13 protein-coding genes and 1 pseudogene are annotated in these 18,269 nt (G+C 67.5%); 7 read left to right on the top strand and 7 right to left on the bottom strand.

Annotated features, from left to right (window positions below; genetic code table 11):
- The first annotated feature begins 486 nt into the window (after positions 1 to 486).
- On the top strand, positions 487 to 2,463 hold the full coding sequence (locus QE385_RS13365) for an OPT family oligopeptide transporter (protein WP_307102615.1): 1,977 nt from the start codon (positions 487 to 489) through the stop codon (positions 2,461 to 2,463).
- Here QE385_RS13365 and QE385_RS13360 read toward each other — a convergent pair.
- From QE385_RS13360 to queF, 4 genes and pseudogenes are all read right to left on the bottom strand, one after another.
- Positions 2,438 to 3,721 (bottom strand): glycoside hydrolase family 130 protein, encoded by a 1,284-nt coding sequence (locus QE385_RS13360; protein WP_307102613.1) that lies wholly within the window; start codon positions 3,719 to 3,721, stop codon positions 2,438 to 2,440. The two genes, QE385_RS13365 and QE385_RS13360, sit on opposite strands and share 26 nt — an antisense overlap.
- A 59-nt stretch (positions 3,722 to 3,780) precedes the next feature.
- Positions 3,781 to 6,052, bottom strand: a pseudogene (locus tag QE385_RS13355) (glycosyltransferase).
- A gap of 203 nt (positions 6,053 to 6,255) precedes the next feature.
- Positions 6,256 to 6,516 carry a DUF333 domain-containing protein gene (locus tag QE385_RS13350; protein ID WP_307102611.1) on the bottom strand — a complete coding sequence of 87 codons (261 nt, stop codon included), beginning with the start codon at positions 6,514 to 6,516 and terminating at the stop codon, positions 6,256 to 6,258.
- Between the two features lie 78 nt (positions 6,517 to 6,594).
- Entirely contained in the window at positions 6,595 to 7,035 is a 441-nt protein-coding gene (gene queF / locus QE385_RS13345) for a preQ(1) synthase (RefSeq protein WP_307102609.1), read from the bottom strand.
- A gap of 21 nt (positions 7,036 to 7,056) precedes the next feature.
- Between queF and QE385_RS13340 the strand changes: the two genes are divergently transcribed.
- The 6 genes from QE385_RS13340 to QE385_RS13315 all read left to right on the top strand — a co-directional run bounded on the left by QE385_RS13340 (position 7,057) and on the right by QE385_RS13315 (position 14,445).
- Entirely contained in the window at positions 7,057 to 8,589 is a 1,533-nt protein-coding gene (locus tag QE385_RS13340) for a cryptochrome/photolyase family protein (protein WP_307102607.1), read from the top strand.
- Positions 8,590 to 8,776: 187 nt separating this feature from the next.
- Entirely contained in the window at positions 8,777 to 9,622 is an 846-nt protein-coding gene (locus tag QE385_RS13335) for a sulfurtransferase (RefSeq protein ID WP_307102604.1), read from the top strand.
- 5 nt (positions 9,623 to 9,627) lie between these two features.
- Entirely contained in the window at positions 9,628 to 10,824 is a 1,197-nt protein-coding gene (gene metC / locus QE385_RS13330) for a cystathionine beta-lyase (protein ID WP_307102602.1), read from the top strand.
- Positions 10,821 to 12,113, top strand: coding sequence for a mechanosensitive ion channel family protein (locus tag QE385_RS13325; protein ID WP_307102600.1), 1,293 nt, complete (start codon positions 10,821 to 10,823; stop codon positions 12,111 to 12,113). Before metC ends, QE385_RS13325 begins: the two co-directional genes overlap by 4 nt.
- Before the next feature lie 197 nt (positions 12,114 to 12,310).
- The gene (locus tag QE385_RS13320) at positions 12,311 to 13,147 is read left to right on the top strand and encodes a TorF family putative porin (protein WP_307102598.1); all 837 of its coding nucleotides are present in this window, start codon (positions 12,311 to 12,313) and stop codon (positions 13,145 to 13,147) included.
- Positions 13,148 to 13,293: 146 nt separating this feature from the next.
- Positions 13,294 to 14,445 (top strand): energy transducer TonB, encoded by a 1,152-nt coding sequence (locus tag QE385_RS13315; protein ID WP_307102596.1) that lies wholly within the window; start codon positions 13,294 to 13,296, stop codon positions 14,443 to 14,445.
- A gap of 71 nt (positions 14,446 to 14,516) precedes the next feature.
- Here the strand turns inward: QE385_RS13315 and QE385_RS13310 are convergent, their stop codons facing one another.
- From QE385_RS13310 to ileS, 3 genes are read right to left on the bottom strand one after another with little or no spacing between them, the layout of a single operon-like run.
- A complete protein-coding gene (locus tag QE385_RS13310; protein WP_307102594.1) occupies positions 14,517 to 14,930 on the bottom strand; it encodes a DUF3035 domain-containing protein in 414 nt (137 codons plus the stop codon).
- Positions 14,923 to 15,429, bottom strand: coding sequence for a signal peptidase II (gene lspA, locus QE385_RS13305; protein ID WP_307102592.1), 507 nt, complete (start codon positions 15,427 to 15,429; stop codon positions 14,923 to 14,925). Before lspA ends, QE385_RS13310 begins: the two co-directional genes overlap by 8 nt.
- Positions 15,422 to 18,253 carry an isoleucine--tRNA ligase gene (gene ileS, locus QE385_RS13300; RefSeq protein WP_307102590.1) on the bottom strand — a complete coding sequence of 944 codons (2,832 nt, stop codon included), beginning with the start codon at positions 18,251 to 18,253 and terminating at the stop codon, positions 15,422 to 15,424. The genes lspA and ileS overlap by 8 nt, the downstream gene beginning before the upstream one ends.
- Positions 18,254 to 18,269 lie beyond the last annotated feature (16 nt).

Raw genomic sequence — 18,269 nt, 5'->3', positions numbered from 1 at the left:
TAGGCTGTATCGACATTCAGGATGACTTCCCCTCTCCCCTGGCCAGGGGAGAGGGTTAGCGGAGCTTGCCAGCCTGCTGGCTAGCGCAGCTTGGGTGAGGGGTTGAGCGAGCCCAAAGGCTCGCGCGCTCGCTTGGCGAGCGCCCACCCCTCACCCAGCTCCGACTAAGCCTTTGCTCTCGCAAAGGCCAAGTCTACGCAACCCTCTCCCCTCTGTGAGGGGCGAGGGAAGGACGGGCATCGGTAAATGTCGATCGGCCTTGGTGATGCCTGGCCCCCGGCCTCGGCAGGGGTGGGGGTTTGAGATGTCGGGTTTCCCTTGGCCTTCGACTTCGCTCAGGCTGAACGGAGGTTGGGGGATGGGGAATTGGTGATCCATCCTCCGCCCGTTCGCGCTGAGCGAAGTCGAAGCGCACGCCCCGCCCCGCCCCCCCCCCGCACCACGAAACCCTAGTCGCGCGCCCCGCCATCTGCCACATCTGCGCGCATGAGCCGTACCTCTGCCACCGTCGCCCCCGTCGCCGAGCTGACCCTTCGCGGGATCGCGCTGGGCGGGATCATCACCCTGCTGTTCACCGCCGCCAATGTCTATCTGGGGCTCAAGGTCGGGCTGACCTTCGCGACCTCGATACCGGCGGCGGTCATCTCGATGGCGATCCTGCGCTATCTGCCGAACAGTTCGGTGCTGGAGAACAATATCGTCCAGACCGTCGCCTCGGCGGCCGGAACGCTGGCGGCGATCATCTTCGTGCTGCCTGGCCTGGTCATGATCGGCTGGTGGCAGGGTTTCCCCTATCTGCTGACCGCCGGGATCACCGCGACGGGCGGCATATTGGGGGTGATGTTCTCGGTGCCGCTGCGCCGTGCGCTCGTGGTCGACACCGACCTGCCCTATCCCGAGGGCCGCGCCGCCGCCGAAGTGCTGAAGGTCGGCGCGGGCAGCCGCGAGGGCGAGGCAGAGAGCGCGGTCGGGCTGCGGCTGATCGTCGTCAACGCGCTTGCCTCGGCCGCGTTCGCGATCCTGACCCAGACCAAGCTGGCGGTGGCCGAGGCGGCGGTCTTCTTCCGCACCGGTGCGGGCGCGACCGGGATCGCGGGCGGGCTGTCCTTCGCGCTGATCGGGGTCGGGCATCTGGTGGGGCTGTCAGTCGGCATGGCGATGCTGGCGGGGATCGCAATCGGCTGGTGGGGGGCGCTGCCGATCCTGACCGCCATGGCCCCCTCGACCGGGCCCGTCGCCGAATGGGCGGGCAGCATCTTTTCCCGCGACGTGCGCTTCCTGGGCGCGGGCGTGATCGGGGTGGCGGCGATCTGGACGCTCCTCAAGATCATCGGGCCGGTCATCGGCGGCATCCGCTCGTCGCTGGCCGCCGCCTCGGCCAGGCGCGACGGGGCGGTGCTGGCGGTGGGCGAGCGCGACCTGCCGATCGGGATCGTCGCGGCGGTGGCGCTGGCGACGCTGGTGCCGATCGCCGGGCTGCTCTGGTCGGTGATCGCGGGCGGGCCGCTGGCGGCGTCGGGCATCGCGTTGATCGGCGGCGCGCTGCTCTTCATCCTGCTGATCGGCCTCGTGATCGCGGCCGTGTGCGGCTATATGGCGGGGCTGATCGGCGCGTCGAACAGCCCCGTGTCGGGGATCGGCATCCTGTCCGTCCTGGCCGCCGCGTTGTTGCTGGTCGGACTGTTCGGGCGCGGCACCCCGCCCGAAACGACCCAGGCGCTGGTCGCCTATGCGCTGATCGTCACCGGCGTCGTGTTCGGCGTGGCGACCATCTCCAACGACAATCTCCAGGACCTGAAGACCGGCGAACTGGTCGGTGCGACGCCGTGGAAGCAGCAGGTGGCGCTGGTCATCGGCGTCGTCTTCGGCAGCCTGGTGATCCCGCCGGTGCTCGACCTGCTCAACGCCACGCTGGGGTTCGCGGGCACGCCGGGCGCGGGCCCCAATGCGCTGTCCGCACCGCAGGCCGCTTTGATCTCGGCCCTGGCCAAGGGGGTGCTGGGCGGCGATCTCAACTGGACGATGATCGGCGTCGGGGCGCTGATCGGCGTCGGCGTCATCATCGCCGACGAAGGGCTGGGCAAGCTCGGCTGGCTGCGCCTGCCGCCTCTGGGCGTGGGGCTGGGCATCTATCTGCCGATGACCGCGACGCTGCCCGTCGTGCTGGGCGCGGTCATCGGCCATGGCTATGACCGCTGGGCGCGGCGCAGCGCCAATCCGGAGACGGCGGAGCGGCTGGGCGTGCTGGCGGCGACCGGGCTGATCGTGGGCGAGAGCCTGTGGGGCGTGGGCTTTGCCGGAATCGTCTATCTGACCAATTCAGACGCGCCGCTGGCGCTGGTCGGCGACGGCTTCGCCACCCCCGCGCTGGTCGGGGGGACGCTGCTGTTCCTGGGGCTGTTGGCGGCGCTGTATCGCTATACGCGCCGCCAGGTCGTTACATTGCCGCCAGCAACTCGCTGATCTTCACGAAGGCGAAGCCGATCGAGCTGTCCGCGATGCCGTAAGGCAGGAACAGCGAGTCGCCGTGCCGGATCGCGCCGCACGAATAGACGACGTTGGGCACATAACCTTCGCGGTCCTGGTCCTTGGCGGCCAGGATCGGCTGCTTCGTCCGGCCCAGCACCTTGGAGGGGTCGTCCTTGTCGAGCAGCGCGGCGCCGATCGAATATTTGCGCATCGCGCCGACGCCGTGGGTCAGCAGCAGCCAGCCCTCGTCCGTCTCGATGGGCGGGCCGCAATTGCCGATCTGCACCAGCTCCCATGGATAGACGGGGGTCAGGATCTTCTCACCCTCGTCCCAATGGGTCAGCGAGTCGGACTTGAGCAGGAACAGGTTCTCGCCGTCCTGCCGCCCGATCATCATATATTGCCCGGCGACCTTGCGCGGGAACAGCGCCATGCCCTTGTTGCGCGCCGCCGATCCGGTCATCGGCACGAGGTCGAACGCGCGGAAGTCGCGGGTGCGCATCAGTTCGGACTGGATGCCCGAGCCGTCATAGGCGGTATAGGTGCCGATCCACTCGACCGCGCCGTCGTCATGCGTGAACTGGACGATGCGCATGTCCTCCAGCCCCTTGGACTGGGCCTGGGTGATCGGGAAGATGACCGTGCCCGACAGCGTCGAGTCGCGGTGGCGATGCACCGTGACGGGGCCGCCCGGCACATCGTCGTCGCCCCAGCCATGCACGTCGGTCGCGGTCGCGAAAGGCGGCTCGGGCGCGAGGCGAAGCTGGTTCTGGTCGTTGATGATGCCTTCGCGAAAGGCGACCGACGAGATATGCCCCTCGCCCACCGCGCGCATCGACATCAGGATACGCTGCGACCCCGGCTGGATGCCGGTCTGGTCGAAATGCGGCACCGCCGACGGGTTCATCAGCGCCGCCGCCGCGTAGCTGTATTCGTGGCAGAAATAGGCGCCGATCAGCTGCCGCTTCTCGTCGCTGATCGTTGCGCCGTCCAGCTTCAGCAGATCCTCGATCTGGTCGTAGCGGGTCATGAAGACGCGCCGCGTCTGCCAGTGCCGCGCCTCGAAATCCTTCAGCACGGTTTCCAGCTGGTCGCGCGCTTCCTGCGGCGTCATCGCCAGCACCTCGCCCACCAGCCGTTCGGTCCGGCTGGGCGGCGCGCCATTGCCACCGCCCCAGGCGATGTGAAACGGCCGCACCACGACGCGGGAAGGATCGGCATGAAGCCGCAGCCGGTGGTTGAAAAGATCCATCGCGCTACCGTCTCGCCACTTTACCCAAAACGCTCATCCCATCCCCCTTGCTGGACGCATCAGGCGATGTGACGATCGGCTCCTGCCATGGATGATGCGGAATGGCAAAGGCTGGCGATCGCGCAATTGGCGAGTTGCAGGGCCAGGATCGACTCCGCGCCCTGGTTGCGGTTGAGACCGGTCGGCATCAGCCCGTCGAAACAGCCGCCGTCCTGCGCCGTCGCCAGCGGCAGGTCGAGGTCGTTCAGGCCCAGGAACCAGCCATAGGCGCGCTCGCCCTCGGCGATCCAGCGCGGGTCGCGGGTCGCGGCATAGGCGGACTGACAGGCCTCGACCGTCGCCTGCGCCTCGAGCGGCTGCTGGTCGAACTGCAACGGCTCGGCATAGGGGCGACCGAAGCTCTCGCTGCCGACCGCGCGGAAGCGGCCTTCCGGCGAGGTCTGCTTGGCGACGATCCAGTCCAGCGTGGAAATGCCGCAGTCGATCAGGTCCTGACGCCCCAGCGCACGCCCTGCCTCGATCAACGCCTGCGGCACGCGGGCATTGTCATAGGCGAGCACGATCTCGAACCACTGCCATTCCGGCCGCCGCGCTTCTTCCAGCAGCGCCAGATGCAGCGGGGGCAGCTTTTCCAGGATGGTGCGGGCCAGCTGATGCCCCGGCCGCGCTTCCAGCATGGCGGCGGCGCCCAGCATCGCAAAGGCCTGGGCCCGCAGCGAACCGAGGTCGAGCGCCAGCGAGGCGGTCGCGTCGAACCACATCTGCGCCCAGTCGCGATGCTTGGCGAGTTGCGCGTCGCGCGCGGCGACGCCCAGCGCCCACAGGGTACGGCCGTTGGAGTCCTCCGACCCCACATCCTCGCACCAGCTGCGGTCGAACCGCATGAAGTTGCGATAGCGCCGCGCCTCGGGATTCCAGGCATATTGCAGGAACGAGGCGTAGATGGTGGTCCATTTGTCGCGCGTGACGGGATCGATGCCGGGCGCCTGGGTCATGAAGATCAGCGCGCGGGCATTTGTCGTCGATGCAATAGCCATGGCGACGATCGGGCACCGAATAGATGGCATGCTGCAACATGCCGGTCGAATCGCTCATCCGCTCGACGGCGGCCAGATCGGGGGCCAGCGGCTTGATCGTCGGCGTATGACCGATGGCGATGCGGCGCGGGCGGGTGGTGATCGCGGTGCCGATCTGCTTGATCGCCGCCTCGGCCAGACGCGGCCAGATCATCGTGCGACCCCGCGCATAGGCACGCTGCGACAGCCGCTCGCGCGCCGTGTCGTCGCCCAGCAGCCGGTCGATCTCGCGCGCGAACCCCTCGACGTCGCCGAACGGGACGAGCACGCCGTGATCGTCGTCCAATATCTCGGCGGCATGGACATAGGGGGTGGAGATCACCGCCTTGCCGACGCCGACCGCATAGGACAGCGTCCCGCTCGTGATCTGGGCGGGGTTGGTATAGGGGGTGGCGTAGATATCGGCGGCCTGGAGATATTCGATCAGGTCGTCATGGTCGACAAACGCATCGACGAAGGCGACATTGTCCGCCACGCCGCGCGCCTCGGCCAGCGCCTTCAGCCGGTCGCGATAGGCTTCGCCCTCATGCGCGATCAGATTGGGATGGGTCGCGCCCAGCACGACATAGAGCAGTTCGGGATGATGCGCGGCGACGGCGGGCAGCGCCTCGATGATCGTCTCGATCCCCTTGTTGGGCGCCAGCAGACCGAAGGTGAAGACGACCTTGCGGCCTTGCCAGCCGAACTTCGCCTTGAGCGAGTCGGGCGAGATCAGCTCGCGGTCGGGCACGCCGTGCGGGATCATCGCGATCTGGCGCGGATCGGCGCCATAGACGCGCTTGAGGATGTCGAAGCCTTTGTCCGCCATGACGATGATCTTGGCGCAACGGCGGAGCAGCCCCTCCATCACCCGGCGTTCGTCGGCCGAGGGCTTTTCGAGAACCGTGTGCAGCGTCGCGATGACGGGCAGCGTGGTACGGTCGAGCAGTGCGAGCAGATGCTCGCCCGCCGCGCCGCCATAGATGCCATATTCGTGCTGGACCCAGATAGCCTGCGCGCCGCTCGCCTCGATCCGGCGGGCCATGTCGATATAGGCGGAACGCTCATTCTGCGGGATGGCGGCGGTCACGGCCGGGGGATAGGCGTAGCGGCCGGGATGATCGTCCATCGCATAGACGTCGACCGCCAGATTGGGAAAGCGATCGCGAAGGGCCGAATAGACGTCGGTGGTGAATGTCGCGAGCCCGCATTGCCGGGGCAGGAAGTTTCCGATCAGCGCCAGTCGTTCGATCACGGTTCCGTTCGCATCCGCCATATTGCCAGTCCTTGAAGCACGACATGTCGGGGCGAGTTTCCCACCGGACACATCGTTTCAAGGTTAACCCGCATTTGGCAGGAAGGTTGCAGACCGTATTACATATTTGCTGCACCGCAACCGTGTCAGGCGACCGGGCGCTGCAAAGGCCCGGTCTGCCGACGAAAAGGGTCCCTCAGGACCCTGTTGCGGAGCGGAATGTCCTATCGAAAGGGGTTGTGCCGGGGCGAGGGCTTCTTGCCGTCGAGCATCCGGTACAGCGTCCATTCCTCGACGATCTTCTTGCCGGGCAGATAGCACAGGCCGAGCTGCGACCGGTCCGGCAGCGTGGCGTTGACCGAGCGGCCGCCCATCTTCTGGCAGAAGACCGATGCCGGGTTGGGCATGGCCTGCGCCGCGGTCGGCAGGACGGCGGCGGCAAGACAGAGGGGAAGGGAAGCGGCGATCATCAACCTGGTCTTCACGACGGAACCTCCATTCTGTGAGGCGCCCCGTCTAGCATGGCCCGCTGAACCCCCGCTGACCGGCCCGGCCGGGGGCCGTCAGCCCCGGCCGCGATAGCCCGCGACGCCCTGGTCGGGCAGCCACAGATCGGCGGGCGGGGCCGAGGACTGCCAGAACACGTCGATCGGAATGCCGCCGCGCGGATACCAATATCCGCCGATGCGCAGCCAGACCGGCTTCATCTCCTCGAACAGGCGCTCGCCGATGCCGACGGTGCAATCCTCATGGAAACCGGCATGGTTGCGGAAGCTGCCCAGGAACAATTTCAACGACTTGGACTCGACGATCATCTCGCCGGGCACATAGTCGATCACCAGATGCGCGAAGTCGGGCTGGCCGGTCACCGGGCAGAGCGAGGTGAACTCGGGTGCCGCGAACCGGATCAGATAGGTGCGCCCCGGTCGGGGGTTGGGAACATAATCGAGCACCGCCTCTTCCGGGGAAGCGGGCAGCGCGCTGGTCTGGCCGAGATGCTTCATGAAAGGCCATGTAGGACAACCATGCCCGAATCGCCAACGCTGATCCCGATATTGGGCGATCAATTGTCGATGAACCTGTCGTCGCTGGAGGGTGCCGATCCCAGAAGCGCAGTCCTGCTGATGATGGAGGTGGCGGACGAGACGGCCTATGTCCGCCATCACAAGGCCAAGATCGCCTATATCCTGTCCGCGATGCGCCATCATGCCGAGGCGTTGCGCCAGGCAGGCTGGACAGTCGATTACGTCCGGCTGGACGACGCCGACAATGCGGGCAGCTTCACCGGCGAGGTCGCGCGCGCGGTCGGACGCCACGATCCCGCGCGGATCGTCGTCACCCAGGCGGGCGAATGGCGCGTCGCCGCGATGCTGGAGGCGTGGGAGACGATGTTCGGCATCCCCGTCGACATCCGTCCCGACACCCGCTTCATCGCCAGCCAGGCCGAGTTCGAGGCCTGGGCGGAGGACCGCCAGGAACTGCGCATGGAGTATTTCTACCGGCTGATGCGGCGCAAGACCGGCCTGTTGATGAAGGGCGACAAGCCCGAGGGCGGCAAGTGGAATTACGACGCCGACAACCGCAAGCCCGCCCCCAAGAAGGACAGGCCGCCCGAACCGCTCACCTTCGCCCCCGATGCGATCACGCGCGAGGTGCTGACGCTGGTCGCCGCGCGGTTCGACAACCATCCCGGCTCGCTCGACGGCTTCGCCTATGCGACCACCGCGGAGGACGCGCAGAAACAGGCCGAGGCGTTCATGGCGAACGGCCTGCCCAAATTCGGCGACTATCAGGATGCGATGCTGACCGGGCAGCACCAGCTCTGGCACTCGGTCCTGTCGCCCTATATCAATTCGGGGCTGCTCGACCCGCTCGAACTCTGCCGGATGGCGGAAGGGGAATATGAGGACGGTCGTGTCAGCCTCAATTCGGTCGAGGGCTATATCCGCCAGATCATCGGCTGGCGCGAATATGTGCGCGGGCTCTACTGGCATGTCGGGCCGGACTATGTGAACCGCAACGCCCTGCGCGCGACCCGGCCGCTGCCCGGCTTCTACTGGACGGGCCGGACCGACATGCACTGCATGGCCGAGGCGCTGGGCCAGACGCTCGACACCGCGCATGCCCATCACATCCAGCGGCTGATGGTGACGGGAAACTTCGCCATCCTGATCGGCGCGGACCCGGCGGAGGTGCATCGCTGGTATCTGGAAATCTATATCGATGCCTATGAATGGGTCGAGCTGCCCAATGTCGTGGGCATGAGCCAGTTCGCCGATGGCGGCATCATCGCCTCCAAGCCCTATGTCTCGTCGGGGGCCTATATCGACCGCATGTCGGATTATTGCGGGGCGTGCCGCTATGACGTGAAGCAGCGGGTGGGCGAGGACGCCTGCCCGTTCAACGCGCTCTATTGGGATTTCCTGGCGCGGCACGAGGAGCGTTTCGGCGAGAATCCGCGCATGGCGATGCCCTATCGCAACTGGAACCGGATGGCGGAGGAAGACCGCAAGGCGATCCGGGCGCAGGCGGCGGGGTTTCTTGAGGGGTTGGGGTGATTCCCTTTGCCTTCGACTTCGCTCAGGCTGAACGGATGTTGTAAAAGACGTATTCCCCCGCTCCGTTCGGCCTGAGCGAAGTCGAAGGCCACGCCACCCTCCCGCCTGCCGGTGAGCTTGCGCGCTCCCGCTTGCGACCCCGCCCCCAACGCGCCTAGGTACGGACCCACCGACCGAGGAGCCCAGGATGTCGCCACTCATCACCCCGGAAGACCTCGCCGCAATGGCGGGCGAAGCGAATGTGCGCATCCTCGACGTCACCTATTTCCTCGACGATCCCGGCGACGCGAAGGCACGGCGCGGGTTCGAGGACGGGCATATTCCCCGCGCGCGCTTCCTGGCGCTGGGGGGGCTGGCCGATCCCGACAGCGACCTGCCGATGACCCTGCCCATGGCCGAGTATTTCGCCCATGCGATGAGCGAGGCAGGCGTCGGCCATGCCGACCGGATCGTCCTCTACGACCGTTCCCCGCTGCACAGCGCGGCGCGGGCCTGGTGGATGCTGACGCTGTTCGGCGCGAAGTCGGTCGCCCTGCTCGATGGCGGGCTGGAGGCTTGGACTGCCGCGGGGCATCCGGTCATGACGGGCCCGGCGGGCGCAGTCGATACGCCCGGCCTGTTCGTCGCCCATGCCGATCTGGCCCGGCTGCGCACGCTCCGCGAAGTCCATGCCCATGTCGATGCCGGGGATGCGCAACTGGTCGATGCCCGCTCGCCCGGCCGCTTCGCCGGGTCCGAGCCCGAACCCCGCTCCGGCGTCGAGCCGGGCCATATTCCGACGGCGCTGAACCTGCCCTATTCGCGCCTGTTCGAGGCGGATGGCCGGTGGAAATCGCCGGAGGCCATCGCGGCCGAATTCGCCGCCGCCGGGGTCGATCCGACCAGGCCGATGGTCGCCACCTGCGGCTCCGGCGTCACCGCCTGCGTGCTGGCCTTCGGGGCCGAGCGGATCGGCGGGATGATGCCGGTCTATGACGGCAGCTGGACCGAATGGGGCTCTGACCCCAGCACCCCCAAAGCGAAAGACGCGTGACGCCGATGACCGACGAAGACCTGCCCATCAAGCCCGCCACCCGTCTCGTCCAGGCGGGCCGCCGCGCGGAATGGACGAAGGGGGTGGTCAACGTCCCCGTCTGGCGCGGCTCCACGGTCCTCTACGACAATGTCGCGCATATGCGCGCCACCGGTGCGGGCAATTTGCACGAGAAGCTGTTCTATGGTCGCAAGGGCCTGCCCACCCAATGGTCGCTGGCCGATGCGCTGACCAGCCTGGAGCCCGGCGCAGAGGCGACCTTCCTCTACCCCTCGGGCGTGGCGGCGATCGCGGCGGCGTTGCTGTCGGTCCTGTCGCCGGGCGACGAGCTGCTGCTGGTCGACAGCGCCTATGATCCGACGCGCGGGCTCGCCACCGGATTGCTGGCGCGGATGGGGATCACCACGCGCTTCTACGACCCGCTGGTGGGAGCGGGCATTGCCGAGCTGATCGGTCCGGCCACCCGCGCGATCTTCCTCGAAAGCCCCGGCTCGCTCAGCTTCGAGGTGCAGGACATTCCCGCCATCGTCGCCGTCGCCAAGGAACGCGGGATCACCACGATCCTCGACAATACCTGGGCGACGCCGCTGTTCTTCCCGGCGATCGAGAAGGGCATCGACCTGACGGTGCTGGCCTGCACCAAATATGTCGTCGGCCATTCGGACGCGATGCTGGGCTCGGTGACGGCCGCGCCGTCGCATTGGGCGGCGCTTCGCGACACCAGCTTCCAGCTGGGCCAGGTCGCCAGTCCCGACGACGCCTATCTGGGCAGCCGGGGCTTACGGACCATGGCGGTGCGGCTGGCGCAGCATCAGCAAAGCGCGCTGACCATCGCGAAATGGCTCGCCGAACAGCCGGGCGTCGCGCAGGTGCTCCACCCCGCGCTCCCCTCCTGCCCCGGCCATGCGATATTCGCGCGCGATTTCCTGGGGTCGAGCGGGCTGTTCGCCTTCGTCCTCGACGGCGGCAACGATGCGGCGCGCACCGCGATGCTCGACGGGCTGGCGCATTTCGGGCTGGGGTTCAGCTGGGGCGGCTATGAAAGCCTGGCCATCCCCGCCGACCCGCACCGCTATCGCAGCGTTACCAAACGCGATTTCGCCGGGCCGTTGATCCGGCTCCAGATCGGGCTGGAGGACACGGACGACCTGATCGCCGATCTCGACCGGGGGCTTGCCCGCTTCCGGGCAGCGCGCGGGTGACGCTGGTCGAATGGCTTCAGGCGAGCGGCATCGAACTGCCGACCCGCGTCGAGGCCATCGAGGCCGGGGTCGCCTCGGTCCTGACGCTCGCCATGCTGGCGGGCGGCGTGGTCGCGGGGCGCAAGCTCGGCCCGCATGTCGCGGCGCTGGTCCAGCGTTTCGCCGCGACCCAAGGCGAAGCGCTGCAAGCGCGCATCTGTGCGATCACCCGCCATCTGGCCGCCGCCCTCCTGCTGATGACGCTGGGAGCGATCTGGCCGTGGGAGTCGCTGGCGGGCGTGCCCATCGGGCTGGCGCTGGGCAGTTCGGTGGCGCGGGCGGGGTTCCAGCTGCTGCGCGGGCTGAACCTGCCGCGCTGGCTGGCCTGGGTCTTCGCCACCGTCTGTTTCGTCGCGCTGTTCAGCCGCGAGATCGGCGGGCTGGAGCCGGTCACCCGGCTGGCCGAGCAGATCGGCTTTACCGTGGGATCGCGGCGATTCTCGGTGATGCTGCTGGTCACGATGCTGGTCACGGTCGTCGCCATTCTGGCGCTGACCCGCGCGGTGACGCGGATCACCGAGCAGTGGATCGGCCATGCGCGCGGGCTGGACCCGACCCAGAAGCTGCTGGCGCAGAAGCTCGCCAGCATCGGCATCGTCGTCATCGCCTTCTTCTTCGCCATCGACCTGCTGGAGATCGACCTGACCAGCCTGGCGCTGTTCTCGGGCGGCTTCGGCCTGGCGATCGGCTTCGGGTTGCAGAAGACGATCGGCAATCTGATCGCGGGCATCATCCTGTTGATGGACCGGTCGATCAAGCCGGGCGACGTCATCGCGCTCCAGAACGAGATCGGCTGGGTCAACAAGATCGGGGTGCGCGCGGTGTCGATCATCACCCGCGACGGCAAGGAGCATCTGATCCCCAACGAGAATCTGATGACCCAGGAGGTGGAGAACTGGTCCTATTCCGACCGCAACGTCCGCGTCCGCATTCCCGTCTCGATCGCCTATGACAACGACCTGAAACTCGCGCAGGAGCTGATGCTGCGCGCCGCGCGCGAATCGCCGCGCGTGCTGAAAAGCCCCAAGCCGACCGTCTGGCTGATGAGTTTCGGCGACCATGCGCTCCAGCACGAGATACTGGCCTGGATCAGCGATCCCGAAAGCGGGGTCGGCAATGTCCGCTCCGACGTGCTCAACCGGCTGTGGTTCCTGTTCAAGGAGCATGGCATCGGCCTGCCCTATCCCCAGCGGGACATTCACATCCGTTCGCTGCCGGGCGGGGCGCGTCACGAAAATCTGGGGGCATGACCTGTGCTGTTTGCGCAACATCGCGTCACATGAAAGCCAACCTGCGTTAGATTATACTTGTGCGGCGCACCACGTCCTGCCAATTCTTGCTAACTCGCTACGGCAGACGGTCCGCCGGGTTTGACCCGACACGATAGAGGCCGCACCCATGCGGGGTTGCAGGTGAGAACATCGAATTTCCGTTTGAAAGGGAAACGATGCGCTTCTCCACGATCCTCCTCGGCGGCCTCTCGCTGGTCGCCGCGACGCCCGCCTTCGCGCAGGACAGCGGCACCGAAACCGCACCGCCCTCGCCGATCACGGTCAGCGGCAGCGCGGCGATCCTGACCGACTACCGCCTGCGCGGCATCTCGCAGACCAACAAGAACGCCGCGGTCCAGGCCGCGCTGACGGTCAGCCACGAAAGCGGATTCTATATCGGCACCTTCGCCTCCAACCTGGCGGGCTGGGGCACGTTCGGCGGCGCCAATATGGAGCTGGACGGCATTGCCGGGTACAAGCACAGCTATGGCAGCGCGACCGTCGATGCGGGCGTGACCTGGTACACCTATCCGGGCGGCGCATCCGAATCGGACGTGGTCGAATTCTTCGGCCGCCTGTCGGGGACCGCCGGTCCCGCCACGCTGACCGCCGGCGTCTATTATGCGCCCAAGCAGACCTCGCTCGGCAACTTCTCCAACACCTCGTACAGCCGGGGCCAGCGTTGGGACAATCTGTACCTGACCGGCGACGGCGCGGTCGGCATTCCCAACACCCCGATCACCGCCAAGGCGCATATCGGCTATTCCAAGGGCAATCCGGGCCTGGGCCCGAACGGCACCAGCCTGTCGCCGACGGGCCAATATTGGGACTGGTCGCTGGGCGCCGATGTCGCGGCGTACAAGAACTTCACCTTCAACGTGTCCTATATCGATACCGACATCACCCGCGCCAAATCGGCCTATCTCCAGCCCAATTTCTCCAAGGGGCAGGTTCCGGGCGGCGACACCATCGCGGGGGCGACGGTGGTGTTCTCGGTGACGGCCGCCTTCTGATCGGCGGATAATCGGGGGGTGAAGGGCGGCGCCGGCGACGGGGCCGCCCTTTCCGCATGGCGGGGATGCCGATGGCCCCTCGCTTCCCCGCCGGGCACCGCCTAAGCTGCCCCCGGTCGCGGCCGCCCGGTCGACGGATCGCGTCCATGGAGAGCCTGCCCATGCCCCGCGCCGCCCGCTCGATCTGCCTTGCCGCCGCCCTGCTGGGGCTTCCCGCCGCCGCCGCGCTCCCGTCCCAGCCGGCGCCCCCCGCCAGTCCCGGCGGCCCTCGCCAGATGCTGATCCAATGGATGCCGGGCGAGGTCCGCTGTCGCGGCACCATGGTATCGGGACAGGCGATCCGGCGGCCCTGGAACATGCTGGGCTGGACGGTCGAGGCGGCACCGCGCAGCACGACGCTGCGCTTCGCCATCGACGAGCGCGGCAGGCCCGTCTCGATCAGCCGCGACGGTCCCGACTATCTGCCGTTCGGCGACGACATCCTGCCCGCCATGGCCGCCAGCCGCTTTCCGGCGGGCAAGCCGCATGAGGGGTGCGGCGTGACCTTCACCATGCAGGCCGTGCCGCTGGACCAAGCAGCGGCACCCGAGCTGATGTCCTATACGATCCATCCCCTTTCCGGCCGCCTTCCCGAAGAGGGGTGGAAGTCGATCCGGGCGAGCGGCGGCCCCTGTCTCGACACGCCGCTCCCCCGCGCCCTGATCCGCCACATCCCCGACTTCGTCAAAATCCCCGCGACGCCGGGAGTGCGCGACTGGAGCATGATCCGCTATGACCTGAATGCGGCGGGCAAGCCGGTCCATGCCGCCATCCTGACCGGCACGGGCAACGCCGCGTTGAACGCGGCCGGGCTGACCGCCATGCGGGCGTCGCGCTTTACCAGGGGCGCGAGGACGGGGTGTCTCGCCCCCTATTGGCGCGAGGCCGGGACGTTGCCCGCCCCCGACATGCCCGAGGCGATCCGCGCGACCAGAGTGGCCGATGGCAATTGTCCCGACGAGCATGGCTGGGCCACCCCGCCGCAGCTGCGCTTTCCCGAACCCTATCGACGGCGCCGGATCGAAGGCTGGGCGGTCATCCGCTACGATGTCGCGCCCTGGGGCGAACTCGGCAATTTGACCGTGATCGCCAGCGAGCCGACCGCCGATTTCGGGCGACAGGCGATCACCGTCCTGCGCAGCGCGCGCCTGCCCGCGCAGAGGCAGGGCTATGTCGGTTGTGTCGACCGGGTACGATTCGACATGGGGCCGCAGACCGATCCCGGCCTGTCGGGGTCGGAGGGCGCGCCGCCGGCCTGACGCGCTTTCGCCATGAAAAAGGGCCGGAAAACGCCCAAGCGTCCCGGCCCCGATCCCTTTGGGGAAACCCCTTATTTGGTCGCGGCGCGCGCGTCCTGGCCGTCACCCTCGGGCGCCGCCACGATGTCGCGGGTGGTCGCACCCTTGTCGACGACGTTCGTGCCCGGATCGCCGACCGAGGAGCGGATGCCCGCATCGGCGCTGTCGCCGCCGGCATTCTGCACCAGGCCATATTCGGACTGGCTGCGTGCCGCCTGGCCGCCGAACAGCGCGTCAAGCGTCTGCTGCTGGTTGCTACGCGCCTGGACGGGCGCGGCACCCGGCTGGGGCGGGACCAGCGCGAAATCGGGCGGGATGATCAGCGAGGGCTGACGCGCGACAGCGAACTCGTCGGGACGCGCCCGGTCGAGGCCGCGCCCGGCCCCACATCCCGTCAGCAACGCGGCGCAGGACAGACCTGCGATGACGGGCACCAACTTACGCATTGCTCTTCTCCACGGGAGCAGGCCGATCGCGCACGAGAAGCGCGCGCGCCAGCAGAACCAGAACGCCTATCGTAATCGCTGCATCGGCGACATTGAAGACCAAAAAGGGACGCCACTCGCCGAAGTGCAGATCGGCGAAATCGACGACATAGCCGAACCGCACCCGGTCCAGGATATTGCCCAGCGCCCCGCCCAGCACGCAGCCGAGCGCGATCTGGTCGACCGGGTTGCGCTCGCGCGTCATCCAATAACCGACCGCCAGCGCGATCGCCCCGGTCATCGCGACCAGCGCCCAGCGCGAGGCGTTGCTGTCGGCGGTCAGCAACCCCAGCGAAATGCCGAAATTGGGGACGAAGCGCAGGTTGAAGATCGGCGCGATCTCACGCACGTCGCCGAGCGATCGCAGGCCCATCGGCCCGGTGATCGCCCATTTGATGACCTGATCGAGCAGGAACAGCGCGACCGCCGTCACCAGCCCCAGCCGGGGGAACTTAGCCATGCGCGACCACCTCGGCACAGCGCCCGCACAGCTCGCCGTCCACCGCCACATCGGGCAGATGCCGCCAGCAGCGACCGCATTTGTGCTTCGCGGTGCGCGTCACCGTCACCGCATCGGCCAGCGCCACATCGGCGACGATGAACGCCTCGGCCAGCGCATGCGGCTCGAGCGGCAGCGAGGGCACCGTCACCTCGGCCTCGTTGGACGAGCGCACGGTCTTTTCGCGGCGCAGCGGCTCGATCGCCTCGGTCACCTGCGCGCGCAGCCCGCGAATCTCGGCCCAGCGCGCCATCAGCGCCTCGTCCTCGCCCAGCTGCGGCAGCACCGGCCATTCGAGCAGATGGACCGAACCGTCTTCCGACGGATAGCGCGCCTGCCACACTTCCTCGGCGGTGAAGCACAGGATCGGCGCGGCATAGCGGACCAGCGCATGGAACAGGATGTCGAGCACGGTGCGATAGCTGCGACGCTTCGAATCGGTCGCGGCGTCGCAATAGAGCGAGTCCTTGCGGATATCGAAGAAGAAGGCCGACAGGTCCTCATTCGCAAAATCGGTCAGCGCGCGCAGATAGCGGTTGAACTCATAGGCGTCCGCCGCCCGGCGCAGCTCGGCGTCGAGCGTGGTCAGGCGGGCCAGGACGTAACGCTCCAGCTCGGGCATCGCGTCGAACGAGATGCGCTCTTCTTCCGTGAACCCGTCGAGCGCGCCGAGCAGATAGCGGAAGGTGTTGCGCAGCTTGCGATAGCTGTCCGAGGCGGTGGCGAGCACCTCCTTGCCGATGCGCACATCCTCGAAATAGTCGGTCGAGGCGGTCCAGATGCGCAGGATGTCGGCGCCCGACTCGCCGATGATCTTCAGCGGATCGACGACATTGCCCAGCGACTTGGACATCTTGCGCCCCTGCCCGTCGAGCGCGAAGCCATGGGTCAGCACCGCGTCATAGGGCGCGCGTCCGCGCGTGCCGCACGACTCCAGCAGCGACGACTGGAACCAGCCGCGATGCTGGTCCGACCCTTCGAGATACAGGTTCGCGCGCGTGCCCTCGCCGTACCGCGCCTCGATCACGAAGGCGTGGGTCGAGCCCGAGTCGAACCACACATCGAGAATGTCGTTGACCGGCTCGAAATCGGCGAGGGCGTAATCGGCGCCCAGCAGCGCCTGATGATCGGCGGTGAACCACGCATCCGCCCCGCCTTCGCGGAAAGCCGCGATGATGCGGGCATTGACCGCCTTGTCGGCCAGATATTCGCCGGTCTGGCGGTTCACGTACAGCGCGATCGGCACGCCCCAGGCGCGCTGGCGGCTGATGACCCAGTCGGGGCGCCCCTCGACCATCGAGCGGATGCGGTTGCGGCTGCGTTCGGGCACCCAGCGGGTGCGCTCGATCGCATCGAGCGCGGTCTGGCGCAGCGTCGCGCCATTGCCCAGCGGCACGGTGAGGAGCGGCGTAACGCCCGAGATCGGATCGACATTCGCCATGGCGAGCGTCGGATCGACCGGTGCTTCGGCGCGGTCCATCGGGATGAACCATTGCGGCGTCGCGCGGAAGATGACCTTGGCCTTCGAGCGCCAGCTATGCGGATAGCTGTGCTGGAAATCGTCCGACGCCGACAGCAGCGCGCCGACTTCGCGCAGGTCCGAACAAATCGGCCCCTCGGCGGACACGAACTTCTTGTTGATGACGCTGCCCTGGCCGCCCAGCCAGGCCCAGTCGGCGCGGTAGGTGCCGTCGCCCTGCACCGCGAAGACCGGGTCGATCCCATGCGCCTTGCACAGCAGGAAGTCGTCCTCGCCGTGATCGGGGGCCATGTGGACCAGGCCCGTACCCGCGTCGGTGGTGACGAACGCGCCCGCCAGGAACGGGCGGGGCTTGGCGAAGAAGCCGCCCAGCGCGTGCATCGGGTGCTTGGCGGTCGCGCCTTCCAGCACCGGACCCTTCACCAGACCGATAAAGCCCTTCATCGTGATGCCGGTGCGCTTGGTGAAGGCGGGCAGCAGCGGCTCGGCAACCAGATAGCGGCGGCCATCGCATTCGAAATGCAGATAGTCGATCGCCTCGCCATAGCTCAGCGCCTGGTTGACCGGGATCGTCCACGGGGTCGTCGTCCAGATGACCGCCAGCGCGCCGACAAGATCGGGATATTCGGGGCAGCTCGCCACCTCGAACCCGACATCGATCTGGGTCGAGACGATGTCTTCATATTCGACCTCGGCCTCGGCCAGCGCAGTCTTTTCGACCGGCGACCACATCACCGGCTTGGCGCCACGATAGAGCTGGCCCGATTCGGCGAACTTCAACAGCTCGCCCGCGATCACCGCCTCGGCGTCATAGGTCATGGTCAGATAGGGGTTGGCCCAGTCGCCCATGATGCCCAGCCGCTCGAACTGCGCCTTCTGCGTGCCGACCCAGGTGTCGGCATAGGCGCGGCACTCGGCGCGGAACTGCGCGACGGGCACCTCGTCCTTGTTCAGCTTCTTGGCGCGATACGCCTCCTCGACCTTCCACTCGATCGGCAGGCCGTGACAGTCCCAGCCGGGGACGTAAGGAGCGTCCTTGCCCAACAGAGTCTGCGAACGGACGATGATGTCCTTCAGCACCTTGTTGAGCGCATGGCCCATATGGATGTCGCCATTCGCGTAAGGCGGGCCGTCATGCAGGATGAACCGCTCGCGCCCGGCCCGCTCGCGGCGGAGGCGGTCGTACAGCCCCATCTTGGCCCAGCGATCCAGAATCGCCGGTTCCTTGGCGGCAAGCCCCGCCTTCATGGGGAAATCGGTCTTCGGCAGGAAGACGGTGTCGCGATAATCGGGCGCGTCGGTCATAGGGGACACGCCCTTA

The organism is Sphingomonas sp. SORGH_AS_0950 (genome assembly GCF_030818415.1).
Taxonomy (GTDB): Bacteria; Pseudomonadota; Alphaproteobacteria; order Sphingomonadales; family Sphingomonadaceae; genus Sphingomonas.
Note: the sequence above shows the minus strand (reverse complement) of the source record. Positions and strands in the feature narration are given on the sequence as shown.